Raw genomic sequence first — 25239 nt, forward strand, 5'->3', positions numbered from 1 at the left:
GGCTTACTTGGGCCGCGGCTGCTTGAGGTCCTGGCTGGCCACGGCGACGCGTCCGGCGCGTACTTCGCGCACGGCAGTCGCCACGGCGCGGGCAACGTTGCGCGCTTCTTCCTGCACTGCATGGTCGGCGTCGAACGTCTCGTGGCTGTCGGCATAGGATTCGTAGTAGCCGATAAAACGGTTGAGCTGTCCGAAGCTGCCCGAACTGATCAACCCCATCCATTCCAGCCAGTCCGACAGCGAGCGGCGCACGCCCTCGATGCCGGCCACGTCGCCGTGCACCACGAGGCCGAACGCGCGCCCGGCCAGGTGTTTCGGATAGTCCCAGCCATCGCGTTCGATCTGTTTGGCGATCTCGGCCTTTTTGCCCTGTGTCGAGGACGGATCGGGATTGCCGCCGTCGGCGCAGACCAGGCGGTCGATCATCTGCTTGAGCACGCCCGGCGTCTGGTACCAGTAGACCGGCGTAATGATGATGACGCCGTGCGCCAGCACCCAGCGTTCGTAGATCTCGTTCATCCAGTCATTGACCTGGCGCTCGGCGTGGTTCGGGTAGCAGCTGCATGGCCAGTGGCACAGCGGCATCGCGGTCGAGACGCAACCCTTGCATGGGTGGATGTGGCGGTCGTAGTCGGAGTTGATCAGGCTGAGGTCGAGAATGTCGGCCTCGATGCCATCGGCTTCGATGATCTCGCGCGCCATTTCGGACATGCGCCAGCTTTTCGAGATTTCGCCGGGGCAGGTGCCGTCGTTGCGGGCCGACGCGTTGATGACCAGGATGCGGCTCTTGGTGTCCGGGTTCTTCTGGTGCTTTTCGGCCTCAAGCAGGCGGTCGCGCGCGGCTTTCCAGTCGACCGACAGGTCGTAGTCGGGATCGGCAAACCCTGGCCCGGCCTTGACCGTGCGTGGGGCCTTGCGGCCGTCCTGGTAAGCGTCCCAGGCGACCGCTTCGATAGCGGCCAGTTCGTTTTCGAGCGCATCGTAGCCGGGGTCCTGGAAGGTGCGGCGAAATTGCAGGTGGAATTCGTTGCGCCCCAGCTTGGCGGGCGCCTGGCCCTTGCGTACCGTCGTCATCATTTCTCCCATGTGAATGGGGTTATTATCGCGAGGACTGGTTAAAGGCTGTGTTCGCGCGCGCACACTGAATGGCGAATCGGTGCACGGGCAGCGCGACTGTGGGTGCGTTCACGCACGGCGCGGGTCGTCATGCCTGTTTACTGTGGAACCACAATGTAACGGCCCGTGGCGTCACCGCCAATAACCTGTCAAGAGCAAAGGAATAACATGTCAATGGAATCGAAAAAAGCAGTGCTGCACCGCATGGTCACCCCGGAACATATCTGTCCGTTCGGCGTCGAGTCACTGGAACTATTACAGCAGGCCGGTTACCAGGTCGAGGATCATCAACTGACGACCCGTAGCGAGGTCGATGCCTTCATGGAGGCGGAAGGTGTCCAGACGACGCCACAGACCTATATCGACGGAAAGCGCGTCGGTGGGTACGACGAACTTGTCGAGATGCTAGGTCAGAAGTAACCAGCAACCGGCTGGTGGGGCAGCGCAATGAACGTCCGCTGCCTCACCAGGCCGTCAATGCCGGCAGAGTTTTTGCCGGCGACATGAACCTGGATGTCCGCTCATAGCCGCTCGGCAAACTCCGCAATCATGGCACGCAGCCAGCGTTGGGCAGGATGACCATGATGACGTTCATGCCACAACATGCTCACCGAAAAGCCGGGAACGGGAAAGGCGCAATCGACGGCGTCGAGCATGACTGCAGCATTGCGCACCAGGCGTTCCGGTACCAGGGCCACCAGGTCCGACTGCGCAACGATCCCAGGTACAAACAGGAATGACGCCGCCGACAACACCACCTTGCGCTGGTGTCCAAGCGCAGCCAGCCCGCTATCCAGAGGCGTCGAGAACGCGCCGCCATCGAGTGACACAATGACATGCTCCAGCGCACAGAATTGCGCGACTGATATCCCGGGGCACAACTTTGGATGGTCACGCCTGCCGATCAACACGTAGCGCTCGTCGAACAAATGACGGCTGCGAAGTGGGCCTTGCGCCTCGCCCGGCGTCATCAGCGCCAGATCAATGTCGCCCTTGGCCATGTTCGCCTCCAGGCCCTGCGGATCGAGATGGTGCAAGGCGATTCGTACACCGGGAAAGCGTTGCCGCAGCATCAATACGAACGGCTGCGCGAGCACAGCCTGCAGGTAGTCCGTGCAGGCGATGTTGACGTCGAGCGCGGACGCTTCCGGGTCGAAATCATGGTGCTCGGACACAGTCGAGCGCAGCTGGTCCAGCGAGCGGCGCAGTGGCTCGAGCAATTCGAGCGCCTTGCTGGTGGGCGCCATGCCGCGCTGCAGAGGAATTAGCAGCGGATCGTCGAACAGCGCGCGCAGGCGGCGCAATTGCGCGCTCACTGCCGGCTGGCTCAGGTGCAAACGCTGGGCAGCTTTGGTGACGTTCTGCTCGATCAGAAGCGCTTCCAACGTCACCAGAAGATTAAGGTCAAGCGTGGTTTTGGTATTCATCCGATGGATAATAGGTCAAAAACAATGCAATTTCACAGATACCCGAGGACCGATCACACTGGCGAGCTCCCATCATTCTTGCAGGAAGCGCTGATATGACCTCAACGACCAGAAAGAACGTGCTGCTCGTGTATGCACACCCGGAGCCGACCTCGGCCACCCGTCACCTTGTGGAGATTGCCATTCAAACCCTGGAGGCACAGGGGCACACCGTCACCCTGTCCGATCTGTACGGGATGGGGTGGAAGGCTGTGTTCGATGCAAACGATTTCCCGAACCGCGTGAACCCCGAACGTCTGGCGTTCATCGATGAATCGGGTCATGCCTATGCCACCGGCAGCCAGACGCCGGACGTCGAACGGGAGCAGGCGAAATTGCGCGCCGCCGATGCCATCATCCTGCTATTTCCGCTGTGGTGGTTCGGCATGCCGGCGATTATGAAGGGCTGGATCGACAGGGTCTGGGCGTTCGGCCTGGCTTACGGTTACCAGGGCGCGGGCAATACGTATCGCTACGGCGAAGGCGGCTTCGCCGGCAAGCGCGCCATGCTGGCCGTCACCGTTGGCGGACCGGAAATCGACTATTCAGCTCGTGGCATCAACGGCCCTCTCGAGCAGCTGCTGTTTCCCATCACTCATGGCAGCCTGTTCTTTCCCGGCATGCAGGTATTGCCAACGTTTGCCACCTACAACGCGGTTCGCATCGACGCCGGGCGCATGGCCTCCATCGAGTCCGCATGGCGCACGAGCCTGCGCGAATTGTTCAATGCCGCGCCGATGGCATTTCGGACGCAGAACGGTGGAGACTATCCGGACCGGCATGTGCTGGCGGAGGATGTCATGCCTGGGAGAGTTGGGCTGGAAGCGCATATCAAGACGTAAGCGTTTGCAGGCTTGGTGACACTTAAGACGCGAGTCATGAGCGGAACTCATCGTTTGATGAGTTAACATCACTTTTATTCATTCCAACGCGTGGGCATACTGCATTGGGTTGGGCACACATGTCGTGCTCTCTATCCCGGAGCACCTGGCTATGAAGAATGAAGATTTCACGTTTGCGATCAAGACCGTCCGTTTCGACGAACATTACCGTCCGGCGGATGGCACGCGTATCACGACCAATTTCGCCAACCTGGCCAGAGGAGAGAATCGCCAGGACAATCTGCGCAAGGCATTGCAGATGATGGACGCGCGCTTCAATGCGCTGGCCAATTGGGACAATCCCAAGGGGGATCGTTATTCTCTCGAACTCGATATCGTGTCCGTCGACATGGCGTTGGGGGGCGAAGAACGCGATGATGCGTTTCCGCTGATCGAGATTTTAAAAACCAGCATCGTCGATCACGAGACCAATGACCGCATCGACGGCATCGCCGGCAATAATTTTTCCTCGTATGTGCGCGATTATGATTTCAGCGTGTTGCTGTCGGATCACAACAAGGATCGACAGGAATTTGGCGTCCCGGCCAACTTTGGCGACCTGCACGGAAAGCTGTTCCAGTGCTTTCTTGGCTCGACGGCCTACAAGGAAAATTTTGGCAAGTCCCCCGTGATCTGCCTGAGTATTTCAACCAACAAGACGTACCACCGCGCCGAACACCAACACCCTGTATTGGGTGTCGAATACCTGCAGGATGCACCTTCGCTGACCGATCAATACTTCAGCAAGATGGGGCTGCGGGTGCGCTACTTCATGCCGCCCGATAGCGTTGCGCCACTGGCATTCTATTTTGTCGGCGATCTGCTGTCCGACTATACCGATCTGGAATTGATCGGCACTGTCAGCACCATGGAGGCGTTCCAGAAAATCTACCGGCCTGAAATCTACAACGCCAATTCTGCGGCGGCCAAATACTATCAGCCGAAATTGAAACACCAGGATTATTCATTGACGCAGATCGTGTATGACCGGGAAGAGCGTAGCCAGCTCGCCGTCAAACAGGGGAAATTTGCTGAAGAACATTTTATCAAGCCATACCAACCGATCCTCGAGCGATGGGCAGCCAGCTACACCCTCTGATCATCCACCACGTAAAGCCAATTGATATGAAAAAATTGTTGCCCACTTCAACTGCCGGCAGTCTGCCGAAACCCGCCTGGCTCGCACAACCAGAGACGCTCTGGTCGCCCTGGAAATTGCAAAACGAGGAACTGGCCGAGGGCAAACAGGATGCGTTACGCCTGTCCCTCGAAGACCAGCAACAGGCAGGCATCGATATCGTCAGCGATGGCGAACAGACGCGCCAGCATTTCGTCACGACCTTCGTTGAACACCTGGACGGCGTCGATTTCGCGAAGCGCGAGACTGTCAGGATCCGCAATCGTTACGACGCCAGCGTGCCCACCGTAGTTGGCGCCGTGAGCCGCCCGAAGCCGGTGTTTGTCGACGATGCCAAATTCCTGCGTCAGCAAACCAGACAGCCGATCAAATGGGCCCTGCCTGGCCCCATGACCATGATCGACACGCTCTACGACAGCCACTATAAAAGCCGTGAAAAGCTGGCCTGGGAATTTGCGAAAATCCTGAACCAGGAAGCGCGCGAACTGGAAGCTGCCGGCGTCGACATCATCCAGTTCGACGAGCCTGCCTTCAACGTGTTTTTCGATGAAGTCAACGACTGGGGCATCGCCACACTGGAACGGGCCATCGAAGGCCTCAAATGTGAAACCGCGGTCCACATCTGCTACGGCTATGGGATCAAAGCCAATACTGACTGGAAAAAGACATTGGGATCGGAGTGGAGACAATACGAATCCATCTTCCCTCAACTGCAAAAATCGAATATCGACATCGTCTCGCTGGAATGCCATAACTCGCATGTTCCGATGGATCTGCTGGAACTCATTCGCGGAAAAAAAGTGATGGTCGGTGCGATTGACGTGGCAAGCAATATTATCGAAACCCCGGAAGAAGTTGCCAATACCCTGCGCAAGGCGCTTCAGTTCGTCGATGCCGACAAGCTGTGCCCCTGCACCAATTGTGGGATGGCACCTTTACCACGCCACATCGCGCGCGCCAAGCTGGCTGCGTTGAACGCCGGCGCCGACATCATCCGGCGCGAACTCTCGGCCTGACCATGTGACGTTTTAGTTTGCTGATGCAGAGCCGGGCACGCGAAGGCGTGCCCGTTTTCAGCAATGTATTACGCTGACGAATACACAATTATTTACCTGTCCAGAACGTTCGCTTCTGGACATACGGCCTGACCGTCTCCACCATCCCAGCGACCCACGTAGCGTCATCAACTATCTGACGTTGTAAGTGGGCACGTCCTTGTGCTCCCAGTCCCTGGTTAGGGAAGCGACAGTACTCATTTTTGACCCACCTGCCCATGCGCAAAATCATGTTGATTTTTAATCTTGCAGAAGCTGCAAGATTCACGATGTCCGTTGGCGCGTAATCGCGTAATTACAACTCTATCCTGCTATTAATCGCTGATATTTTTTCCCTGAGGCAATTTTGTGCTTACAATCGGATCGAGATTATTCTCATCGGGTTGCACGGATTGTGTCCTGCTTCCGGTATTCCTGGTTCTACTTCCCCGACCAACGGGGCAGACTCCTGACACACTTCTTACAGCGCACAACCATGAATATTTCAAATTTTAAAATTGGTACCCGACTGGCCGCCGGCTTCGGCATCGTACTAGTCCTGCTGTTGGTAGTGGCGGCGGTTACGGTCATTCGGATCCAGAACATCAACATCGCTACCAGCAAAATGCTCGACGACCGCTACGTCAAGGTGATGCTGGCCAAGTCGATACAGGATGAGGTCAACGTCCAGGCGCGGTTCATTCGCAACGCCACCATCGGCGCCAATGATGCGGCAGAGCTCAACGCGTCGCTGGGCAAGGTCGATGCGTCAGTTCAAAAGAACACTGAGATGATGGAACGATTGAAGGGTCTGATCAATACCGAAGAAGGCACGCGCATGTTTGCTGCCATGACCGAGGCGCGCAGCGGCTATGGTCAAGCGCGGGACGCCGCCATTAAGCTGTTGCGCGATGGTCAGGCCGAAGCGGCTGGCCAATACGTACTGAAAGACCTGCGCCCGCCGCAAACCAGATTCTTCGATTCTCTGAAAGCGATGGTTGCACTGCAGGAGCGGTTGATGCAGGAATCGGGCGAAGAAGTACGCGCCAACACGAGCGCCGCTTTCATGTCGACGGTCGTGTTATCAAGCATCGCTACGCTGACCGCCATCATCATCGCGGTGGTCATCACGCGCTCGATTACCATCCCCGTCAACCGTGCCGTGGAAGTGGCACGCACGGTGGCAGCGGGGGACTTGACCAGTCGCATCGTGGTCACCACCAAGGACGAAATCGGCATGCTGCTCGCGTCGCTGGGCGAGATGAACGACAACCTCAAGAAAATCGTTGGTGAAGTGCGTAACGGCACCGAGGAAATCGCATCCGCTACAACTGAAGTCGCGACCGGCAACATGGACCTTTCTTCACGTACCGAACAGCAGGCCAGTGCGCTGGAAGAAACCGCATCATCAATGGAAGAATTGACGTCGACCGTCAGGCAAAACAGTGAGAATGCCCGCGTTGCCAACCAGCTGGCGCAATCGGCCACAGCCGTAGCCGTACGGGGCGGTGATGTCGTGTCTCAGGTCGTCTCGACGATGGAATCGATCAATACGTCCGCCAGCAAGATTGTGGACATCATTGCGGTGATTGATGGTATCGCTTTTCAGACAAACATCTTGGCGCTGAATGCTGCAGTAGAAGCGGCGCGCGCCGGTGAGCAGGGCCGGGGCTTTGCAGTGGTGGCATCGGAAGTGCGCAACCTGGCGCAACGGTCAGCCAGTGCTGCAAAGGAGATCAAAGTACTGATTGGTGCCTCGGTCGACCGAGTCCAGGACGGAAACAAGCTGGTAAGCACCGCCGGCGAGACCATGAGCGAAGTAGTGGAGAGCGTGCGGAAGCTGACTGCCATTGTTGGCGAAATTACGACTGCCGGCCGCGAGCAGGAAACGGGCATCGAGCAAATCAACGAAGCGATCACATCGATGGACTCGGTAACCCAGCAAAACGCGGCACTGGTGGAAGAGGCCGCGGCCGCCACATCTGCCCTGCAGCAGCAGGCGAGCAAACTCGCACAGGCTGTGAGCATATTCAAGCTGGATGAGCCGGTTTCAGCCATGGCCGCACCGGTACGCAAAATCACGCGGCAGGTAGCGACAGCAAAACCGGCAGACAAGTCGCTGGTACTGGCGGCCAGCGCGCCCAAAGCCGCACCGGCTGCCAGGGCGACTGGTACGACCCCTGCAACCAGCGTTACCAAGGCGCACAAGGACCTTGAGTGGGAAGAGTTCTGATGAAACTTGCTGGGATTCTCATCCCGGCAAGAATGCCGCGCGCCAGACACTGTCGCAGCAATTCTCTCTCCAGGAGCGTGTCGGCGTAGCTGGTTTCCGGAACTGGCAGGGTGACAAACTAGCAGGGTCAAACAAAAGTCAAACTAGCAGGGTCACAAACTAGCAGGGTCACAAACTAGCAGGGTCAGGTCTGACATTCAGACACAAGCTTAACAAGAAGTCTGTTTATGAACGCCCTGTGAATGGGTTAAGGAAGAGTCCGTGTCCAAATGTCAGACCTGACCCCGGCTTTAGACAAACTAGCAGGGTCAGGTCTGACATTCAGACACAGGCTCAACAAGACAAACTAGCAGGGTCAGGTCTGACATTCAGACACAGGCTCAACAAGAAGTCTGTTTATGAACGCCCCGTGAATGGGTTAAGGAAGAGTTCGTGTCCAAATGTCAGACCTGACCCCGGCTTTCGGTTTTTGACATGAAAAAAGCGGGCCGGGCCTTGGGCCTGGCCCGCTTTCGCGGGTCCATCGACAACAGCAGGCTTACTTTTGCTGCTGCAGCAGCACCAGCCAGTACTTGGCCAGGTCGCCGGCACCGCCGCCGCCCTTGACGGTCTGGAAGGTCGAGATCGCGTCGGCTTTCTTGCCAGCGCGAACTTGTGCCATGCCGAGGCGCAGCTTGGCTTCTTCAGCGTTCTTCAGGCCGCCCTTGGCGATACCTTGCTGGATGAAGCCGACGCCCTTGTCGCCCTGGTCCATGGTCGCGTACGCCCAACCCAGGTTGACCAGGCCGGCGCCGGTCTTGGCCTTGGCCGCGCCCGCTTCGCCGGCAGCGATGTTCTTGGCATCGTCCGCCGCACCCTTGTTGGCCTTGTCGCGCAGCGCGTTGTGGTTCTTGGCATTGCTGCCTTTGCCCAGCACGCCTGCGGCGAAACCGGCGTCCATGGTCTTCTTCGCTTCGGTCGGGAAACCGTCACGCAGCGACAGTTCGGCCAGATCGACGTATTCCTCTGGCGCCATCTGCTTGACGGCAGCAGCTTCCAGGCGATACACGTTGATCATGTTGGTCTGCGCATCGAAGCCTGACTTGCGTGCGACGCCGCGGTTGAGCAGGTCGGTCCAGAAGTCGTCGCTCGGGTAGTGGGCGACCAGCTTTTCCAGTGCGACCAGGTAACCGGCATCGTCCTTGACCTTGTTGGCCGACGAGGCCAGGAGGCGCAGGTCTTCTTCGCTTGGCTTCTGGCCGGCTTTTTCGGTTGCCTCGATGGCTGGCAGCAGCGCTGCCCTGGCGCTGGCGTAATCGCCGCCCAGGTAATAAGCGCGGGTCAGTGGCGCGGCGACTTTTTCAGGCGTCGGGCTTTCTTTCTGGTAGCGCTTGAACCACTCGATCGCCTTCGGATAATCCTTGGCGTTGTAGTGCATGTTCGCCAGGGCCTGGATAAAGTCGGCCTGCTCGTTTGCCGACAGGCGGCCCGATGCGATGACGGCTTCGAGGGCCGGGATCGAAATGGCGTTGTCGTTCGTTGCCGAACCCAGCGACAGCTTCATGCGGTTGACGACGTAGTCTTCATACGGCGTGCGGTTCGGGAACGCTTCGGCCTGCGTCACGCGGCTCTGGATTTCGGCGTAATTCTTTGCATCCATCAGCGGCTTGATCTGCGCCGGGTCGAGCAGCTTGAACAGCTCTGGGCGGACGGTGTCCTTCGGCGCTGCAGCGGCGGCAGCAGCAGGCTTGTCCTGTGCATGGACGGCAGGAATCACGGCAGCGGAGCTCAGGCCGACGGCGGCCAGCATCAGGCAGAGGCGGGCGAGACGGAATTGGGACATTGGTTATCCTTCTATCTAGACAAAAAATATACGAAATGTGCGTTTTGCAATATAGCAAAAATGCCAAGCTCGGACAAAAAAGTATTGTCCCATATATCCAGCTTTTTCTGGATTGGCAATTGTGCCGCAGCATGCGCCGCGGTGCCCGTGTCGTTACATCGCGTTACTTTGCCGCTGTCACGGCCCGTCAAAACCCGGTACCGGGCAGACCCCTGGCGCGTCGATCTCGCCGGCCAGCCAGGCCACGGCGGCGGCCAGCGCGGGCGGCGCGAAGCCATAGGTGAGCAGTGCAGGACCGGGAAAGTCGAGCGCCTGGTACGGATTCCACAAGGCCAGATGCAGGTCGGGCCGCCAGGTCGCGCAAGCGTGCGGTCCGTAGCGGCGGCGTGCGGTCGAGGCCAGGATCGTGAAGCGGCCGTCGGCCGGCAGCGCGGTCCAGTCGAAGGTCTCGCTGTCGGCGAAGGTCACCAGATCGACGTCATACAGCTGCGACAGTGCGGCCGCGATGCGGGCGGCCGGCACGCCGGCTTCGGACACGCCATCGCTGATCACGTCGGCGCGCGCAATCAGGCGCACAGGTGCGCCACGCGGCGGGCGCTGGGGCGAGCGCAATGCCGTCAGACCCGCGCGCCACGCACGTTCCATCAGTACGCGGTCATCCGGTTCGGCCGCATAAGCGAGCGCGCCGGCCGGGTGCGCATCGGCCAGTTTGCCAAGGCGCGCCAGGCGTGCCTGCACGGCGGCCAGCGGCAGCACGTCGTCGCGGATCGCGGCGGCGATCGCGTGCACGGTTTCGATCTGCGTATCGCGCGTGCCGATGGCCATGACCATGTCGGCGCCAGCGACCAGCGCATTGACGGCCGCCTGGCCGACACCATAGCGGTGCGCGATCGCATGCATGTCCATGCCGTCGGTGATGATCACGCCTTCGTAGCCGAATTGCTCGCGCAGCACGCCGGTGAGGATCGCATGCGACATGGTGGCCGGGTTGACGGGGTCCAGTGCCGGGTAGACGATGTGGGCCGTCATCATGGCCGGTGCGTGGGGCGCAGCGATGCGAAATGGCGCGAACTCGAAGCGTTCGAGGTCGGCGCGCGATTTGTCGACGTACGGCAGGTCGCGGTGCGAATCGACGTGCGTGTCGCCGTGGCCAGGGAAGTGCTTGACGCAGCAGGCCACGCCTTCGCGTTCGCTGCCTTCCATCCACGCCAGCGCAATGCGCGTCGCCTGCCCGGGATCGGCGCCGAACGAACGCTCGGCAATCACCGGATTGTGCGGGTTGTTGTTGAGGTCCAGGACCGGCGCGAAGTTCCAGTTGAAGCCCAGCGCACGCACCGCGCGCGCCACGGCTGCGCCGACCTCGCGCGCCAGGTCCGGATCGCCCGCCGCGCCGAGCGCCATCGCGCTTGGCGGCGCCGGCACCCAGGTCGAGCGCACGACGGCGCCGCCTTCCTGGTCGAGGGCGATCAGGGCTTGCGGGCCGATCGCGTCACGCAGCGCGCCCGTGAAGCGGGTCAGCTGCGCCGCGTCGACCATATTCTGGCGGAACAGGCAGGCGCCGCGAATGCGGTAGGTGCGCAGGAAGGCGTCGGTGTCGGCATCGAGTTCGGTGCCGAACAGGCGCACCATCACCAGTTGGCCGGCCAGGTCGAGGTAGTCGTTCATGGGGGAGAGTCGGGCGGGGTTCGGTCGGGATTCGGTCGGTTAGTTCGTCTTGGTGACTTTGCTCAGGTGGCGTGGCTGGTCGGCATTCATGCCGCGCGCCGCCGACAGCCGGGCCGCCATTGTATAAAACGCCTGCGCCGCGACGATCGGATCGAGGTCGGGGATGGCGGCGGTGGGCAGCGTCAGGTCGCGGCTGGCGATGTCGGCCGGCGCCGCGAGCAGGACGCGCGCGCCCCGTGCGCGCATGTCGTCGGCCAGCGCCACCAGGCTGGCCTGGGTCGGGCCGCGCGTCGCGAAGATCAGCAGCGGATAGCCGTCCTCGATCAGCGCCATCGGGCCATGCTTGATCTCGGCGCCCGAAAACGCTTCGGCCTGCAGCGCCGAGGTTTCCTTGAATTTAAGGGCCGCTTCGAGCGCCAGCGGGAAGCTGATACCGCGGCCCACCACCATGATGTTGCGCGCCGGCGCCAGCACGTCGATGGCGGCCGACCAGTCGCCGTCCTGGCCGAAACTGCGGGCCGCGCGCAGCGCGTCGGGCAGGGCGGCGATGCCGTCCTTCAGTTCGGGGTCGTTCTGCCAGTCGGCGACCAGGCGCGCGCCGGCCACCAGGCTGGCGATGAAGCTCTTGGTCGCGGCCACGCTCTGCTCTTTGCCGGCATGCAGTGGCATCGTCCACTCGGCGGCATCGGCCAGCGGCGAAGCGGCGTCGTTCACCAGCGCCACCGTAACAGCGCCGCCGGCGCGGAAATACCGCATCGGCTCGACCACGTCGGGACTCTGGCCCGACTGCGAAATGGCGATGGCCAGCGTGTCGCGCGCAATGATCGGCGACTTGTACAACGTAATGAGCGACATTGGCAGCGACGTGACCAGGCGGCCCATGCGCGACATGATCAGGTAGGCCAGGTAGCCCGATGCATGATCGGAGCTGCCGCGCGCCACCGTCACGGCGCTGTGCAGCTGGGTCGCGCGCAGCTGTTCGCCCAGCGCGGCGTAGCGGTCGGCGTCCTGCGTCAGGGCGTGGGCGATGCAGTCGCCCGACGACAGCGCCTCTTGCAGCATCAGCGATTCGGTACCGTCAGTGGTGGCGGGGGTGGCATTCACAGGCATTCTCCTTCGATATGGACAGCTTTGATGTTCAGGGCGCGGTCCAGGACCACGAAGTCGGCGTGACAGCCAGGCGCCAGGCGGCCGCGCCGGGTTTCGCCCAGATAGTCGGCGGCGTGGGTCGAGACGCGCTTGCTGGCGTCTTCGATCGACAGCCCCATGCCCACCAGATTGCGCAGTGCCTGGTCCATCGTCAGTGTGCTGCCGGCCAGCGTGCCATCGGCCAGGCGTACGCCGCCCATGCATTTGTGGACCACCTGGCGGCCCAGCATGTACTCGCCATCGGGCATGCCGGCTGCCGCCGTCGAATCGGTCACGCAGAACAATTTGGGGATGCAGCGCAGGGCAGTGCGGATCGCGCCCGGGTGCACGTGCAGCAGGTCGGGAATGATCTCGGCGTATTCGGCGTGCGCGAGCGCGGCGCCGACCATGCCGGGATCGCGGTGGTGCAGGCCGGGCATGGCGTTGAACAGGTGCGTGAAGCCGGCCGCGCCGTGTTCCAGAGCTGTCACGCCGACGTCGTAATCGCCGTTGGTGTGGCCGATCTGGACCCGGATGCCGGCCTTCGTCAACTGCCGCACGAGGGCCATGTGGCCGTCGATTTCGGGCGCCACGGTGATGAGCTTCATCGGCGCCATGGCTTGAAAGCGCCGTACTTCGTCGAGGTGTGCCTCGCGCGCGAACGGCGGCTGGGCGCCGAGTTTGCCGGCGTTGATGTACGGGCCTTCCAGGTGCACGCCAAGAATGCGCGCCTCGCCCTTGCCGCGCGCCGCGCAGGCCGCGCCGATGGCGCTCAAAGCCCGGTCGATGTCTTCCACCGGCGCGGTCATCGTCGTGGCGAGCAGGCTGGTGGTGCCGTGCTTCGCATGCAGTGCAGCGATCACGTGCGGGGCGTCGCCGCCTTCCATCATGTCGCGGCCCGCGCCGCCGTGCACGTGCACGTCGATAAAGCCCGGCACGATATACACGTCGTCATTGTTGGCCGGGTCGACCCGACGGCCGTCGATGCCAACGATGCGCGCACCGAAGCGCAGTGCGCCGTGCACCCAGCCGGCCGGGGTGAGGATGTTGCCTTTGACGATATGGCGCGGTTCGTCGGTTGTATGTTCGTCTGTCGTGCGGTCGTCTGTCATGCGTTGTCCTTCAGATGCAGTTCGATCATGAGCAGTGCGCCGGTGGCGGAGTCGCCATGCGGCGCCGTGCAGCGCGCCAGCGTTTCGGCCGGCAGGTAAGCGCGCAGCGTGTCACCCAGGCCGCCGCACAGCGACAGCGGCAGGCTGCCCGACGGGTCGAGTGCGCGCGCGATGCGGGCTGCTTCCGTGCCGGCCTGTGTCAGGATTCCGGTGGCCACGGGGTCGCTGTCACCGTGCGCCACGACGAAGCGCGCCAGGCCCGCGTAGTCGGTCTGCGTGGCGTGGCCGAGCCAGACCTGGATCGGATCGCGCGCGCCGCCACAGGCAGCAATCACGGCGTCGGCGAAAGCGCCGCCTTCAGTGCGACCGTCCAGCACCTGCTGGACGTGGCCGATCGCGCGCAGGCCCATCCAGGCGCCGCCCGCTTCGTCGCCGGCGGGAAAGCCCCAGCCCCCCACTTCGACACGCGTGCCATCCTGCCGCAGGGCTTCGCCGACGCTGCCGGTGCCAATGGCAACGATCGCGCCGGGCCGCCCGCCATGGGCGCCCATCAGCGTTGTGAAGCCGTCGGTGTCGAGCACGAGGGCGCCGAAGCCCGGATCGGCGGCGCGCAAGGCCGCTGCCCACTCTTTATTGTGGACGCCGGCCATGCCCAGGCCGATCGCGCAGGCCTTCAGGGGAATGGTCTCGATGCCGATCGCGGCGAAGGCCTGGCCGGAGGCGGCAAGCACTGCGCGCCAGGCTTTATCGATGCCGTGGCGCAGGCCGGATGCGCCGCTGCTGCCGGTGGCCAGTGCGGCGCCGTCGCGGCTGGCCAGGCGCACGCGGGTGTTGGTGCCGCCGCCGTCAACGCCGATGAGATAGTCGATCATGGTGTGCAATCCATACCGGAAAAAGGGTCACCGCACTATAGGCAGGGCACTCTTTGCTGTCAACAGGTATTTAACTGGTATGGTTTGGGCGGTACGATGGCGGGACCCCAATTCTGGATAAATTACCCTGACGAGCACACATTTCTCTGAAATTGGTATGTGAATTGGTATCGCACCTGGCGGCAAAGGGCGGGCCAGTTCGCGCGCGGCAGACGTCGACCGTCATCAGCTCGAGCCCGCGTGCGGGACGACGTCGGCGCGATGCTGGGCGCAGCCGTCGTGACGGCAACAGCGGCCGTGCGTGCAGCGGCATCGACCGGCACTTGGCTGCCGGGACGCCGCGCAGTGTCATAATGGGCGCCGCTGAAGGAGAGTATCGCCATGATCCGCCCGGTTGTTGCCCGCCGTACCACCACGCTGCTGCCGCGCGGCCGGTCGCTGCTCGCGGGTCTCGTGCTGGCCTGCACCGCCACGGGGCTGGGGGCGGCGCCATCGACCTTCGGGCCGGTGATCGGCAGCGCGCTGCTGTGCCGCAGCCAGCTCGATAACGCCTACTTCCACGCGTATCTCACCGAATTCTTCGGCCCGGCCTACAAGCGCGAGGGCGGGGCGTACTGGTTCCGCACCGAGGCGTCGCTGTGGGGCGCGAAGGTGCAAGAAGTCATGGTCAGCGACGACACGAGCGCCGTCGTGTTCGTGGCCGCCATCCTCGAGGCCAAGCCCGACGAACTGGAAAAGTCGGTGCGCGCCGCAGCGGGTACGCCGTTTCGGGCGGTCGACGGCTCGCGCTACCCGTTGCGCAAGTCGATCCCCGGCAGCACGATCGCTTACGCGAACGACAAAAGCAAAATATACTGCGCCAAGTTCAAGCCGCAGAGCAGCCCGCAGGGCATTCGTTAGTCATTCATGTATAACCACTATTTCCAGCTCTCGCATTCGCCATTTTCGATCGCCCCCGATCCGCGCTACCTGTTCATGAGTGAACGGCACCGCGAAGCGCTGGCGCACCTGTTGTACGGGATCGGCAGCGGCGGCGGCTTCGTGCTGCTCACCGGCGAGATCGGCGCCGGCAAGACCACCGTCTGTCGCTGCTTCATCGAGCAGGTGCCCGCGAACTGCCGCCTGGCGTATATCTTCAATCCGCGCCTGACCGCGCAGGAGCTGCTGCAGACCGTGTGCGACGAGCTGCATATCGAGGTAGCGCCGGCGGCGGCTGGCGCGGGCGTGAAGGGCTATGTCGATGCGATCAACCGCTATCTGCTGGCCTCGCACGCGCAGGGCCTGAACAACGTGCTGGTGATCGACGAGGCGCAGAACCTGTCGAGCGACGTGCTCGAGCAACTGCGCCTGCTGACCAATCTCGAGACCAGCGAGCGCAAGCTCCTGCAGATCATCCTGATCGGCCAACCCGAACTGCGCACGATGCTCGCGCGTCCCGAACTCGAACAACTGGCCCAGCGCGTGATCGCGCGCTACCACCTGGGGCCACTGGGCGAAGCCGAGACGGGCGCGTATATCGCGCACCGGCTGGCCGTGGCCGGCGCGGTCGGTACGCCGTTCCCGCCCGCGCTGACGCCGCTGGTGCATCGTTTGGCGCATGGCGTGCCGCGCCGGATCAACCTGCTGTGCGATCGCGCGCTGCTGGGCGCCTATGTGGAAAACAGTCCGCAGGTCACGCGCGCCATTTTGCGCCGGGCGGCCGCCGAAGTCTTTGCCGACGATCCGGCCGCGCGCCGCGCGCCGCGCCGCTGGCCGCTGCTGGCCGGCGGCGCGCTGGCCTGCGTGGCGCTGGGCGCGGCGGCGTGGCAGATGCTGCCGCAGCATGTGGCGCCGACGGTGGTCGCCCGCGCCGCAGCAGTCAAGCCGGCGTCGGCCCCGTCGACCGTGCCAAAGCCTGCCGCCATCCAGGTCGCTGAACCCGTAGCCGCAACCGCAACCGCAGCTGCAGCTGCAGCGGACACGCCGCTGCCGACGCTCGAGAGCGAGACCGCGGCGCTGGGCGCTCTGGCGGCGCTGTGGGGACCGTCGTTCGCCAACCTGGCGGGCACCGATCCGAAGGCCACGTGCGAGGCCGCGCTGCGCGCCAATCTGCGTTGCCATGCGGGGCGGGGCGGCCTGTACGAACTGCGCCTGCTCGACCGGCCTGCCGTGGTCACGCTGCACGACGGCCCGCGCACCGGCCACGCAGTGCTGGTCGCGATGGACGATCGCAGCGTCACGCTGGCCCACGGCGAGCGGCGCGAGCAGGTTGATATCGCTGCCTTCGTCGCGCGTTTCGGCGGCGAATTCACCACCTTCTGGCGCATGCCGGCGGCGTTTCGCGATGTTGTCGCCCAGGGTGATCGCGGGCCGGACGTCGACTGGATCGCGCAACGACTTGCAGGCCTGCACAGCGCCACGGCGCCGGCGCTCGACGCACCGCTCGACGCGCGCACCAAGGAATGGCTGCGCGCGTTCCAGGCCGCGCAAGACCTGAAGGCCGATGGCGTGGCCGGGCCGCGCACGTATATGCGTCTGAACCAGTTGTCGAACGTGGTCGAACCCCGTTTGCTGACCGCCGGCGGGACGGGAACCTGATATGTCGTACATCCTCGAAGCACTCAAGAAGGCGCAAGCCGAACGCCAGCTGGGCAACGCCCCGACCATCCACGCACCGGCGCCGTCGTATGCAGCGCCACGGGCAGGGCAGGGCGTGCAGCGGCGCTACCTGGCGCTTGGCGCTGGTCTCGTCGTGGTCGCGGCGGTCGTGGCGCTGCTGTGGCCACGCCTTGCGGGCGAACCGCCCGTGCGGCTGGCTGCCGCGACGTCGCCCGTGATTGCGCCCGAGATTCCGCCCGTAATTGCGCCCGAGATCGCGCCCGTGATTGCGCCGGTGACAGCCCCGGCCACTGCAGCGGCAGCTGCCCCGGTCACTGCACCCGTCACCGCGCCGGTGACGGCGCCGGCAACCGCGCCAGTGGCTGTCCCTGCGCCCACGCCGGCGGTCCAGCCGGTGCCCGCGCCGGTTGTCCAAGCTGCACCTGCGCCGATAGCCGACCCCCGCCCGGTGCGCGCGAAGCCTGCGCCGGCGCCGGTCGTGCCGACAGCGCCCGTGTCCACACCGCCGCGCGAGGCCACGCCAGCGACCGCCATCGTGACCGCGCAGCCAGGCGGCGACGAACCGCTGCGCACCTTGCAGCAATTGCCGGATGCGCTCCAGCGTGAAATCCCGAAGCTGGCGTTTGGGGGCTACATCTATTCGCCGACACCCGGCGAGAGCCTGCTGCTGGTCGACAAGATGCTGCGCCGCGAAGGCGAGGAAGTCGCGCCTGGCCTTGTGCTCGAACGCCTGACGCCCAAGGCCGCCGTGATGAACTACCGTGGAACCCGCTACCGTGCGCCGTACTGAGTTGCCTGACCATCGCGCGACAGGGCCGGTCCTGGCGGTGGTCGGCTGGTCCGGCAGCGGCAAGACGACGCTGCTCGAACAGCTCGTTTCCGGCCTGTCCAGTGCCGGCCTGCGCATCAATATCGTCAAGCACAGCCACCACGATATCGAGCTCGAGCCGCCGCGCAAGGACAGTGCGCGCCTGCGCCTTGCCGGCGCGGCCGAGGTGATGATTGCGTCGCCGTACCGCATCGCGATCATGCATGAACTGCGCGCCGCGCCCGAGCCGCCGCTGGCCGAGCTGCTGGCGCGCCTATCGCCGGCCGACCTGACGCTGGTGGAAGGCTACAAGTGGGAGACCCTGCCAAAGCTGGAAGTGCATCGTCCGGCGCTGGGCAAACCGGCCTTGTACCTCGATGACGCGGCGATCGTGGCGGTGGTCTCGGACGTGGTGCGCCCGGCCGGAGTGCGCCCAGGCGTGGACTGGCTCGACCTGAACGACATTGCTGCGGTGCTGGACTGGGTCGGTAAATGGTCGGGCGCCGACCCTCAAGTTCCGGCTGGCGGCGTCGTTAAAGACTGACGAGTCTTTTTCTGGGAGAAGTATATGGACGTCACGAGTATTGCCAAGCTGTCGACCAGCATGGCTGAAACCGGTATCCGTCAGGAAGTGGGCATGACGATGCTCAAGCGCGCCATGGACATCGAAGCCTCGTCGGCCGCCCAGATGATTGCATCGCTTCCGCAGGCGCAAAACCTGCCGGCACACCTGGGCAATTCGATCAACACGAAAGCATGAATCACCCGGCGCGATGCCGGGTTACGGACGTTGCGGCTTAGTGAAACGCGCGCAGGATGCGCGATTCGCCCGAGCGGTCAGCAAATTGTTCGTTGGCCATGCGGGTCGCGGCCATCATGCGTTCGAGCTGGGCGTCTTCGAAACGGGACAGTTCTTCATTGGCCGCTTCGAGGGCCAGTGACAGCTTCGTGCGCGCATCCTGATACAGCGCGCTCGAGTATTGATCCGTATTCTTGAGCAGTTCTTCTGCGTTCTCAATCACGAGGCGCAAATCACCGATCAGTTGCTCCTGCGACTGTGCGCGGGTTTCAGGGGTTTCCATCGCTTTCACCTATAAGCCGTTGATTAACGTCTTAAAATATAAACAATGAAGACCACTTCTGTTTGTTAAGCCGCAAACATAAGAAGCTGTCTTTCTGTCTATTTTTAGCGAACCGTGATTTCGACGTCGCCCAATGTCACGATCTGGCCGGTGCGGATCTTGGCGGTTTTGCGCAGCTCCTGCTTGCCATCGACCTTCACCACACCGCTGGCGACCAGGTTCTTGCCGGCGCCGCCGCTGTCGACCAGGCCGGCCAGCTTGAGCAACTGGTTGACTTCGACAAATTCCGCTGTCAACTCAAATTCGATTTTTTGCATTCTTTCCTCGGGGATGAAAAGGCGGCCTGATGATCACGAGGCCGCCCGGGTACTGGGTGTTTACTCGACCGGATCGGGCCGCGTCATATCGATCGGCACGATCCACTGGTCAAACTGCTGATCGTCGACAAAACCGCTTTGCAGGGCAGCCTGGCGCAGGGTCAGGCCTTCCTTCGATGCGGTCTTGGCAATCTGCGCGGCGCGATCATACCCGATGTGCGGCGCCAGTGCGGTCACCAGCATCAGCGATTTTTCCATCAGCTCGCCAATCCGGACCAGGTTCGGCTCGATCCCCTGGGCGCAATGCGTATCGAACGAGCGCATGCCGTCGGCCAGCAGGCGCGCGCTTTGCAGGAAGTTATGGGCGATCATCGGCTTGAACACATTGAGCTCGAAATTGCCCTGCGAGCCGCCAATCGTGATCGCGACATCGTTGCCGAACACCTGGCAGCAGAGCATTGTCAAGGCTTCGCACTGGGTCGGATTGACCTTGCCCGGCATGATCGAGCTGCCCGGTTCGTTTTCGGGGATCGTGATTTCGCCCAGGCCCGAGCGCGGGCCGGACGCCATCCAGCGGATGTCGTTGGCGATTTTCATCAGTGCCGTGGCCAGCAGCTTGAACGCGCCATGGGCCGAGACCATCGCGTCATGTCCGGCCAGCGCCATGAATTTGTTGGGCGCCGATTTGAATGACAGGCCGGTACGCGAACCCAGTTCGGCCGCGATGCGCGGTGCGAAATCGGGATGGGCATTCAGGCCCGTGCCCACGGCGGTGCCGCCGGCCGCCAGTTGCAGCAGGCCCGACAAGGTGGACTTGAGCGCGCTTTCGGCAAATTCGAGCTGGGCCACGTAGCCGGAGAATTCCTGGCCGAGCGTCAGCGGCGTCGCATCCTGCAGGTGGGTGCGGCCGATTTTGACGATCGGCTCGAAATCGCGCGATTTGCGCACCAGTGTGCCGCGCAATTGCGCCAGTGCAGGCAGGACTTCCTTGGCCAGTGCCCAGGCAGCAGCCACGTGCATTGCGGTGGGGAAGATGTCGTTGGACGACTGGCCCATATTGACGTGGTCGTTCGGATGCAGCAGGCGCGCTTCGCCACGCTCGCCGCCGAGGAGCTCGGAGCCGCGGTTGGCCAGCACCTCGTTCATGTTCATATTGCTTTGCGTGCCTGAACCGGTCTGCCACACGGCCAGCGGGAATTCGCCCGGATGGCGCCCGTCGAGCACTTCGTCGGCCGCGCGGATGATGGCGTCGGCCTTGTCGGCTGGCAGCTTGCCCAGCGAGCGGTTGACGGCGGCCGCGGCGCGCTTGACCTGGGCAAGGGCGGCGACCAGTTCGGGCGCCATGCGTTCGGTCGAGATGTGGAAGTGGTGAAGCGAGCGCTGCGTCTGCGCGCCCCACAAATTGTTTTGTGGCACTTCGATGGGACCAAAGCTGTCTTTCTCAATCCTGTTTTCCATGGACATGTCCTGATATGCAAGAGGCTGGGATTAAAGAGTTTATCCCAATGTCCGTTAATGACGCTTGGGCTTCACTCTTTCTTGTTAGTTGCTATGGCCAGCCGCCTCCCTGTATTCATCACGTGTGCTTTGCTCTCCTGCGGCGTCGGCGCGGCCGAGCTTGGCGAGCCGCGCATCAGTTCGTATATCGGCCAGCCGCTGGCGCTGGAACTCGAGCTGACTGCGCTGGCAGCGCCCGCGACCCCGGTCGGGGCACGCCTGGCGCGCCCCGACGTGTACCGGGGCGCGAATATCGGCATGCCACCGGTGCTGTCGACGCTGGCCATGCGTGTGATCCAGCGCGATGGCCGACAGTTCCTGCGCGTGACGTCGTCGGCGCCGGTTGAATCAAGCCGCCTGCATCTGTATCTGGAACTGGCCGATGGCAGCGAACACGACGTGCGTCTCGTGACGCTGTTCATTGCGCCGAATCCGAATCCGCCGGCGCCTGCGGTGCCATTACCGGTTCCGGCGCCGGCGCCGATGCCTGTTCCCGTACCCGCGAAGGCGCCGGCGCCGGTCGTGGCGGACCTTTCTGCTGCGCTTGCGGCGCCCAAGCCGATGGCGGGCAAGCCAAGGCCATTGAAGCCGCCGAAGGTGCCGAAGCCGCCACATCCAGTCACATCGGCAACGCCGGTCGTCGCCGAGAAAGTGGTGCCGCCGCCAGAACCGGCCGCGACCACGCCGACGTCGACGCCAGTACCCAAGCCGCTGCCTGTGCCTATTGCTTTGCCTGCATCTGCATCTGCCGCGACCTGCGCGCCGTCTTCCTCCGACAGTGCGCCCGTGTGCGCCGCGCTCGATGTCAAGAATGCCCAGTTGCGTGAGCAGATCGGCACGCTGGAAGACAAGGTACGGGTGCTGCAGGTGGCGCTGGGGGCCAATCCGTCCGCCGTTGTCCAGGACAAGGTTGCGAAGCCGGCGACGCCACGGCCATCCCGCAAGCGGCCTGCGCCGGAGCCCGAAGCTTCTACGCCCTGGGGCTGGATCAGCGGCGCGGTGGTCGCCATACTGGTACTCGTGGGTGGCGTGCTGGTCATTCTGCGCCGCCGCAAGCGGGCAGGGCCGATGATCCAGCCCATGCCGCGCACGTCGCTGATGGTGCGCCTGCGTCAGCGTTTCGCCCGCAAGAAGAAGGTGCCCGCACCGGTCGAACCACAGCTGGACGAGCCGCACAATGAAATGTCTACACAACTTTGATTCTGCGCTATAATGGCCTTGTGATCGACAAGATCACAGACAGCACAGGGTCTGGCGCAGTCACCAACGATAGGTGGCGCGGCAAGCAGACGACCGTTGAGGAAACGCCTGTGTCTGGAAGCAGTCTGCTTGCCTACAGTGGCAACGGACGCCGGCAGCAACCGGCACGAGGCGACGCCAGCAGATAGCTGGGGTTCGTCCTCTCACAGAATTCGCCATCCAGCGCCGAGCTTGATGGCCAGCAAAGCGCCCGATGGGCGCTTTTTTGTTGCCCTGGCATTTGCACGGTGGCGTGTCAGGGCGTAAAAAAAGCACCCTCAGGTGCTTTGGTCAACGATTTGATGGCAGATCAGTGTGCCTGCAGAGCGCGATCGACCTGGTCGTCCCATGGCTCGGTCACGTCGCGGATGGCGCGATCGTTGGCCATCAACTGCTTCAACAGATCAATCTTCGTCAGGCGCTTGGCGCCGGTCAGTGCCGGCAAGCCGGCGGCTGCCGGGGCTGCCTGAGCCCGGACTTCCATATTCAATTGTGCAAACTCGTGCCAGTCCCCTGCCTTGGCGGCATGCGTCATCTGACCGGTCAGGTCAGCGAGGTTTTCGTATATCGCAAGGACATCGTTTGCGTTCATATGGGCACCAAAACGGGGTTTGTCAGGCCGGATTCCCGGTTGTCTGAATCGTTTACGGCTGAGCTTTCGGAAACTTTAGGGCCATCGATAAAATATTTTCTGATTATTTTGCGCAGGCGCGCGTCCCGCAACGGGCGGCCCCGCTGGCATACTATGCGCATGAACCATGACGACATCACCCGCAGTACGCTGCAACACTACAACGAGCATGCCGAGGATTTCTTTAACGGCACGATCGACCATGACGTAAGTCAAAACATTGATGCGTTGCTGGGCGCGATCGCAACGCCAGCGCCGCACACGATCCTTGACCTGGGTTGCGGGCCCGGGCGCGACCTCAAGACCTTCAGCGGTCTGGGCCATCGCGCGATCGGCGTGGATGGCAGCGAACGGTTTGTCGCGATGGCGCGGCAGTACAGTGGTTGCGACGTGTGGCAGCAGGATTTCCTGCACCTCGATTTGCCACCGGCGCTGTTCGATGGCGTGTTTGCCAACGCGGTGCTGTTCCATGTCCCCAGTGCGGCCTTGCCACACACGCTAGATCAATTGTTCGGCACGCTCAAGCCGGGCGGGGTGCTGTTCACGTCGAATCCGCGTGGCCAGAATCAGGAAGGCTGGAACGGCGACCGCTATGGCAGCTACCATGATTACGAGAGTTGGGAGCGTTTCTTGCTGGCAGCTGGCTTTGTCGCGCTGCACCACTATTACCGGCCGCCCGGTTTGCCACGTGACCAGCAACCGTGGCTGGCGAGCGTGTGGCGCAAGCCTGTTTGTTAAACGCCGTACAGAACTGGCCCGAACATGCTCCTACTGTGAAGGCTCATCCACGTCACAGGCAAGGAGATTGCAATGAACAAGGATCAAGTCAAGGGCAAGACCAAGGAAGTTGCTGGCAAGGTGCAGGAGAAAGTCGGCGAAGCCGTCGGCAGCCGCCAGCAGCAGAGCGAGGGCCTGTCAAACCAGGCTGAAGGCAAAGCTCAGAAGAAAGTTGGCGACGTCAAGGAAATTGCAAAAGGCAATCGCTGATGCACGTTTGCTGATTCACTTCAGCAGCATGATCGACAAAGCCGCGCATTGCGCGGCTTTGTTGTTATCAGGACGCTTTCATGGGACGGTCCGCGGGTCTGTTTTCGGGTCTGTTTTCGGGCCTATCTCCCAGTATGTCTTCGATATACAGCATCTTGACCAGCACCGACAGCACGGCCGCCAGGGGCGTGGCCAGCGCCACGCCGGCAAAGCCGAACAGCGTGCCGAAGATCAGTTGCATTACGATCACGAGGGCCGGCGGCAATTCGATGGCTTTGGCCTCGATCATAGGCTGCAACACATAACCTTCGAGCATATTGATCGCTGCAAACAGCAGCAGCGCATACAGCGCCAGGTCAGGGCTGATCGACAGCGCCAGCAAGACCGCCGGAATGCCCGCCATGATCGGGCCCAGGTACGGAATGAAGTCGAGCAGGCCCGCAATCACGCCCAGAATCAACGCGAGCGGCACGCCGAGCAGGCTGAGGCCAATGGCCGTCGTGACACCGACGATCAGCATCGACACGGCCTTGCCCAGCAGCCAGCTCGACAGGTTGTCGCCCATCTCCTGCATGACCTCCCGTGCGCGGCCACGTTTCTGTTGCGGCACGAGGCGGATGAAGCCACCGGTGTACACGCCCGGCGACGCAGCAAAATAAATGCCCACGAAAATGATGATGACGATATTGCCCAGCGCGCCAATAATGCCACTGAAGAACAGGCCGGCATTCGGCACCAGCGAACCCATCTGCTTGACGATGTCTTCCGGCGGCGGCAGCTCGGCCACCACACGCTTGAGCAGAGGATGTTGCGCAACTTCCGCTTGCAGGCGCTCGACTGCGGCAGGGATCTCCTTGGCCAGCTGACCTGACTGCTCGGAAATCTGCGGCGCCATCGCCCAGCCACCCAGCCCGAAGATGGCGGTGAGCAGCAGCACGACGATGACGAGGGCAATATTGCGCTTGATGCCGGTGCGCTGATGCAGCAGCGCGCTCAGTTTATAGAGCAGGATCGAAAACAGGATGCAGGCAAAGATCAGCAGCAGGGCGTCGGCGGCGAGTACGACGGCTGCCAAGCCAAGGATGAACAGGACGCCGATACCGTTGACAAGCGTGACGCGGCGCGCGAGTTTGCGCTGGGTGAGGGGTGTCTCTGGCACTTGGGCGTCAGAGGAAGGCGGCGTATGGGGATTCATGGTGATGTCTTGATCGTACGTTAAAGGTGTTGTTAAAACAATAGCATTCCCAATGGCAAGACGGCGCGCAATTCGACATGCCGGTTATGTGCGTGTGCTAACAGAAGAGCTGGAAACATTTCGTTAATCTGTATTCATCGCATCGCCAACCGGCCATGCCAACCAAAGGAGATCACCATGAATAAAGACCAAGTCGAAGGCAAACTGAAAGAAGTTGGCGGCAAAATCCAAGAAGGCGCCGGCAAACTGGTGGACAGCAAGGAACAGCAGGCCAAAGGTCTGGCAAACCAGGTTGAAGGCAAAGTCCAGAACGCAGCTGGCGACGTTCGCGAAGCAGCCGAAGACGCAGCTGACCGCGCAAACCGTCCACGTCCATAATACGGACTCCCTCACCAGCCGCAGATTGCGGCAGGTGAAT

At 62.5% G+C, this 25239-nt stretch carries 26 protein-coding genes; 14 read left to right on the forward strand and 12 right to left on the reverse strand.

What is annotated here, in order from left to right; genetic code table 11:
* Positions 1-3: 3 nt before the first annotated feature.
* Positions 4-1077: a flavodoxin family protein gene (locus AC56LH_RS03250; RefSeq protein ID WP_499644004.1), complete on the reverse strand. Its 1074-nt coding sequence runs from the start codon at positions 1075-1077 to the stop codon at positions 4-6.
* Positions 1078-1290: 213 nt separating this feature from the next.
* Here AC56LH_RS03250 and AC56LH_RS03255 point away from each other — a divergent pair, with 213 nt between their 5' ends.
* The gene (locus tag AC56LH_RS03255) at positions 1291-1536 is read left to right on the forward strand and encodes a glutaredoxin (RefSeq protein WP_499644006.1); all 246 of its coding nucleotides are present in this window, start codon (positions 1291-1293) and stop codon (positions 1534-1536) included.
* 101 nt (positions 1537-1637) lie between these two features.
* Here the strand turns inward: AC56LH_RS03255 and AC56LH_RS03260 are convergent, their stop codons facing one another.
* Positions 1638-2543, reverse strand: a complete 906-nt coding sequence (locus tag AC56LH_RS03260) for a LysR family transcriptional regulator (protein ID WP_499644008.1) — start codon at positions 2541-2543, stop codon at positions 1638-1640.
* Positions 2544-2638: 95 nt separating this feature from the next.
* Here AC56LH_RS03260 and AC56LH_RS03265 point away from each other — a divergent pair, with 95 nt between their 5' ends.
* From AC56LH_RS03265 to AC56LH_RS03280, 4 genes are all read left to right on the forward strand, one after another.
* Positions 2639-3424 (forward strand): NAD(P)H-dependent oxidoreductase, encoded by a 786-nt coding sequence (locus AC56LH_RS03265; protein ID WP_499644010.1) that lies wholly within the window; start codon positions 2639-2641, stop codon positions 3422-3424.
* Between the two features lie 151 nt (positions 3425-3575).
* Positions 3576-4562 (forward strand): DUF1852 domain-containing protein, encoded by a 987-nt coding sequence (locus AC56LH_RS03270; protein ID WP_499644012.1) that lies wholly within the window; start codon positions 3576-3578, stop codon positions 4560-4562.
* 26 nt (positions 4563-4588) lie between these two features.
* Entirely contained in the window at positions 4589-5617 is a 1029-nt protein-coding gene (locus AC56LH_RS03275; RefSeq protein WP_499644014.1) for a methionine synthase, read from the forward strand.
* A gap of 514 nt (positions 5618-6131) precedes the next feature.
* Positions 6132-7868 (forward strand): methyl-accepting chemotaxis protein, encoded by a 1737-nt coding sequence (locus AC56LH_RS03280; RefSeq protein ID WP_499644016.1) that lies wholly within the window; start codon positions 6132-6134, stop codon positions 7866-7868.
* Positions 7869-8406: 538 nt separating this feature from the next.
* On the opposite strand, the gene AC56LH_RS03285 is transcribed toward AC56LH_RS03280, so the two are convergent.
* The 5 genes from AC56LH_RS03285 to AC56LH_RS03305 all read right to left on the reverse strand — a co-directional run bounded on the left by AC56LH_RS03285 (position 8407) and on the right by AC56LH_RS03305 (position 14467).
* A complete protein-coding gene (locus AC56LH_RS03285) occupies positions 8407-9690 on the reverse strand; it encodes a tetratricopeptide repeat protein (protein ID WP_499644018.1) in 1284 nt (427 codons plus the stop codon).
* A gap of 177 nt (positions 9691-9867) precedes the next feature.
* Complete coding sequence (locus tag AC56LH_RS03290) at positions 9868-11355, reverse strand: glycoside hydrolase family 3 protein (protein ID WP_499644020.1); 1488 nt, start codon at positions 11353-11355, stop codon at positions 9868-9870.
* Positions 11356-11394: 39 nt separating this feature from the next.
* On the reverse strand, positions 11395-12417 hold the full coding sequence (locus AC56LH_RS03295; protein WP_499648374.1) for an SIS domain-containing protein: 1023 nt from the start codon (positions 12415-12417) through the stop codon (positions 11395-11397).
* Between the two features lie 38 nt (positions 12418-12455).
* A complete protein-coding gene (gene nagA / locus AC56LH_RS03300) occupies positions 12456-13595 on the reverse strand; it encodes an N-acetylglucosamine-6-phosphate deacetylase (protein ID WP_499644022.1) in 1140 nt (379 codons plus the stop codon).
* Positions 13592-14467: a glucosamine kinase nucleotide-binding domain-containing protein gene (locus AC56LH_RS03305; RefSeq protein ID WP_499644024.1), complete on the reverse strand. Its 876-nt coding sequence runs from the start codon at positions 14465-14467 to the stop codon at positions 13592-13594. Before AC56LH_RS03305 ends, nagA begins: the two co-directional genes overlap by 4 nt.
* A 381-nt stretch (positions 14468-14848) precedes the next feature.
* Here AC56LH_RS03305 and AC56LH_RS03310 point away from each other — a divergent pair, with 381 nt between their 5' ends.
* From AC56LH_RS03310 to AC56LH_RS03330, 5 genes are read left to right on the forward strand one after another with little or no spacing between them, the layout of a single operon-like run.
* On the forward strand, positions 14849-15367 hold the full coding sequence (locus AC56LH_RS03310) for a hypothetical protein (RefSeq protein WP_499644026.1): 519 nt from the start codon (positions 14849-14851) through the stop codon (positions 15365-15367).
* Between the two features lie 6 nt (positions 15368-15373).
* On the forward strand, positions 15374-17044 hold the full coding sequence (locus AC56LH_RS03315; protein ID WP_499644028.1) for an AAA family ATPase: 1671 nt from the start codon (positions 15374-15376) through the stop codon (positions 17042-17044).
* Between the two features lies 1 nt (position 17045).
* Positions 17046-17855, forward strand: coding sequence for a general secretion pathway protein GspB (locus AC56LH_RS03320; RefSeq protein ID WP_499644030.1), 810 nt, complete (start codon positions 17046-17048; stop codon positions 17853-17855).
* Positions 17827-18417: a molybdopterin-guanine dinucleotide biosynthesis protein B gene (gene mobB, locus AC56LH_RS03325; RefSeq protein WP_499644032.1), complete on the forward strand. Its 591-nt coding sequence runs from the start codon at positions 17827-17829 to the stop codon at positions 18415-18417. The genes AC56LH_RS03320 and mobB overlap by 29 nt, the downstream gene beginning before the upstream one ends.
* Before the next feature lie 24 nt (positions 18418-18441).
* Positions 18442-18633, forward strand: coding sequence for a YjfB family protein (locus AC56LH_RS03330; protein ID WP_499644035.1), 192 nt, complete (start codon positions 18442-18444; stop codon positions 18631-18633).
* A 37-nt stretch (positions 18634-18670) separates the two neighbouring features.
* Here AC56LH_RS03330 and AC56LH_RS03335 read toward each other — a convergent pair whose 3' ends face one another.
* The 3 genes from AC56LH_RS03335 to fumC form a co-directional block, all read right to left on the reverse strand.
* On the reverse strand, positions 18671-18955 hold the full coding sequence (locus tag AC56LH_RS03335) for a DUF883 family protein (protein ID WP_499644037.1): 285 nt from the start codon (positions 18953-18955) through the stop codon (positions 18671-18673).
* Between the two features lie 104 nt (positions 18956-19059).
* Positions 19060-19272 carry an RNA-binding S4 domain-containing protein gene (locus AC56LH_RS03340; protein ID WP_499644039.1) on the reverse strand — a complete coding sequence of 71 codons (213 nt, stop codon included), beginning with the start codon at positions 19270-19272 and terminating at the stop codon, positions 19060-19062.
* Positions 19273-19332: 60 nt separating this feature from the next.
* Positions 19333-20730: a class II fumarate hydratase gene (fumC, locus tag AC56LH_RS03345; RefSeq protein ID WP_499576592.1), complete on the reverse strand. Its 1398-nt coding sequence runs from the start codon at positions 20728-20730 to the stop codon at positions 19333-19335.
* A 93-nt stretch (positions 20731-20823) separates the two neighbouring features.
* On the opposite strand from fumC, the gene AC56LH_RS03350 reads away from it, so the two are divergent.
* Complete coding sequence (locus AC56LH_RS03350; RefSeq protein WP_499644041.1) at positions 20824-21969, forward strand: FimV/HubP-related protein; 1146 nt, start codon at positions 20824-20826, stop codon at positions 21967-21969.
* A gap of 349 nt (positions 21970-22318) precedes the next feature.
* Here the strand turns inward: AC56LH_RS03350 and AC56LH_RS03355 are convergent, their stop codons facing one another.
* Positions 22319-22543 carry a flagellar protein FliT gene (locus AC56LH_RS03355; RefSeq protein ID WP_499644043.1) on the reverse strand — a complete coding sequence of 75 codons (225 nt, stop codon included), beginning with the start codon at positions 22541-22543 and terminating at the stop codon, positions 22319-22321.
* Between the two features lie 216 nt (positions 22544-22759).
* Here AC56LH_RS03355 and AC56LH_RS03360 point away from each other — a divergent pair, with 216 nt between their 5' ends.
* Both AC56LH_RS03360 and AC56LH_RS03365 read left to right on the forward strand, forming a co-directional pair.
* Positions 22760-23377 (forward strand): class I SAM-dependent methyltransferase, encoded by a 618-nt coding sequence (locus AC56LH_RS03360; protein WP_499648375.1) that lies wholly within the window; start codon positions 22760-22762, stop codon positions 23375-23377.
* A 72-nt stretch (positions 23378-23449) separates the two neighbouring features.
* Positions 23450-23626, forward strand: a complete 177-nt coding sequence (locus AC56LH_RS03365) for a CsbD family protein (protein ID WP_343024334.1) — start codon at positions 23450-23452, stop codon at positions 23624-23626.
* Positions 23627-23693: 67 nt separating this feature from the next.
* On the opposite strand, the gene AC56LH_RS03370 is transcribed toward AC56LH_RS03365, so the two are convergent.
* On the reverse strand, positions 23694-24821 hold the full coding sequence (locus AC56LH_RS03370; RefSeq protein ID WP_499644045.1) for an AI-2E family transporter: 1128 nt from the start codon (positions 24819-24821) through the stop codon (positions 23694-23696).
* Positions 24822-24998: 177 nt separating this feature from the next.
* Here AC56LH_RS03370 and AC56LH_RS03375 point away from each other — a divergent pair, with 177 nt between their 5' ends.
* Complete coding sequence (locus AC56LH_RS03375; RefSeq protein WP_183550021.1) at positions 24999-25199, forward strand: CsbD family protein; 201 nt, start codon at positions 24999-25001, stop codon at positions 25197-25199.
* The last annotated feature ends 40 nt before the right edge of the window (positions 25200-25239 follow it).

The sequence above is a fragment of the Telluria sp. LT1R51-2 genome, from assembly GCF_059685775.1.

Excerpts from the sequence above, each read along its gene's own strand:
- AC56LH_RS03310 (WP_499644026.1), top strand. The coding sequence starts at position 14,849 with ATGATCCGCCCGGTTGTTGCCCGCCGTACCACCACGCTGCTGCCGCGC.
- AC56LH_RS03315 (WP_499644028.1), top strand. The coding sequence starts at position 15,374 with ATGTATAACCACTATTTCCAGCTCTCGCATTCGCCATTTTCGATCGCC.
- AC56LH_RS03285 (WP_499644018.1), bottom strand. The coding sequence starts at position 9,690 with ATGTCCCAATTCCGTCTCGCCCGCCTCTGCCTGATGCTGGCCGCCGTC.
- AC56LH_RS03355 (WP_499644043.1), bottom strand. The coding sequence starts at position 22,543 with ATGACGCATGCCGCCAAGGCAGGGGACTGGCACGAGTTTGCACAATTG.
- AC56LH_RS03295 (WP_499648374.1), bottom strand. The coding sequence starts at position 12,417 with ATGCTGCAAGAGGCGCTGTCGTCGGGCGACTGCATCGCCCACGCCCTG.
- nagA (WP_499644022.1), bottom strand. The coding sequence starts at position 13,595 with ATGACAGACGACCGCACGACAGACGAACATACAACCGACGAACCGCGC.
- AC56LH_RS03330 (WP_499644035.1), top strand. The coding sequence starts at position 18,442 with ATGGACGTCACGAGTATTGCCAAGCTGTCGACCAGCATGGCTGAAACC.
- AC56LH_RS03265 (WP_499644010.1), top strand. The coding sequence starts at position 2,639 with ATGACCTCAACGACCAGAAAGAACGTGCTGCTCGTGTATGCACACCCG.
- AC56LH_RS03270 (WP_499644012.1), top strand. The coding sequence starts at position 3,576 with ATGAAGAATGAAGATTTCACGTTTGCGATCAAGACCGTCCGTTTCGAC.
- AC56LH_RS03350 (WP_499644041.1), top strand. The coding sequence starts at position 20,824 with ATGGCCAGCCGCCTCCCTGTATTCATCACGTGTGCTTTGCTCTCCTGC.
- AC56LH_RS03370 (WP_499644045.1), bottom strand. The coding sequence starts at position 24,821 with ATGAATCCCCATACGCCGCCTTCCTCTGACGCCCAAGTGCCAGAGACA.
- AC56LH_RS03275 (WP_499644014.1), top strand. The coding sequence starts at position 4,589 with ATGAAAAAATTGTTGCCCACTTCAACTGCCGGCAGTCTGCCGAAACCC.
- AC56LH_RS03255 (WP_499644006.1), top strand. The coding sequence starts at position 1,291 with ATGGAATCGAAAAAAGCAGTGCTGCACCGCATGGTCACCCCGGAACAT.
- AC56LH_RS03290 (WP_499644020.1), bottom strand. The coding sequence starts at position 11,355 with ATGAACGACTACCTCGACCTGGCCGGCCAACTGGTGATGGTGCGCCTG.
- AC56LH_RS03335 (WP_499644037.1), bottom strand. The coding sequence starts at position 18,955 with ATGGAAACCCCTGAAACCCGCGCACAGTCGCAGGAGCAACTGATCGGT.
- AC56LH_RS03280 (WP_499644016.1), top strand. The coding sequence starts at position 6,132 with ATGAATATTTCAAATTTTAAAATTGGTACCCGACTGGCCGCCGGCTTC.
- AC56LH_RS03250 (WP_499644004.1), bottom strand. The coding sequence starts at position 1,077 with ATGATGACGACGGTACGCAAGGGCCAGGCGCCCGCCAAGCTGGGGCGC.
- AC56LH_RS03305 (WP_499644024.1), bottom strand. The coding sequence starts at position 14,467 with ATGATCGACTATCTCATCGGCGTTGACGGCGGCGGCACCAACACCCGC.
- AC56LH_RS03260 (WP_499644008.1), bottom strand. The coding sequence starts at position 2,543 with ATGAATACCAAAACCACGCTTGACCTTAATCTTCTGGTGACGTTGGAA.
- AC56LH_RS03320 (WP_499644030.1), top strand. The coding sequence starts at position 17,046 with ATGTCGTACATCCTCGAAGCACTCAAGAAGGCGCAAGCCGAACGCCAG.
- AC56LH_RS03360 (WP_499648375.1), top strand. The coding sequence starts at position 22,760 with ATGAACCATGACGACATCACCCGCAGTACGCTGCAACACTACAACGAG.
- AC56LH_RS03375 (WP_183550021.1), top strand. The coding sequence starts at position 24,999 with ATGAATAAAGACCAAGTCGAAGGCAAACTGAAAGAAGTTGGCGGCAAA.
- AC56LH_RS03340 (WP_499644039.1), bottom strand. The coding sequence starts at position 19,272 with ATGCAAAAAATCGAATTTGAGTTGACAGCGGAATTTGTCGAAGTCAAC.
- fumC (WP_499576592.1), bottom strand. The coding sequence starts at position 20,730 with ATGGAAAACAGGATTGAGAAAGACAGCTTTGGTCCCATCGAAGTGCCA.
- AC56LH_RS03365 (WP_343024334.1), top strand. The coding sequence starts at position 23,450 with ATGAACAAGGATCAAGTCAAGGGCAAGACCAAGGAAGTTGCTGGCAAG.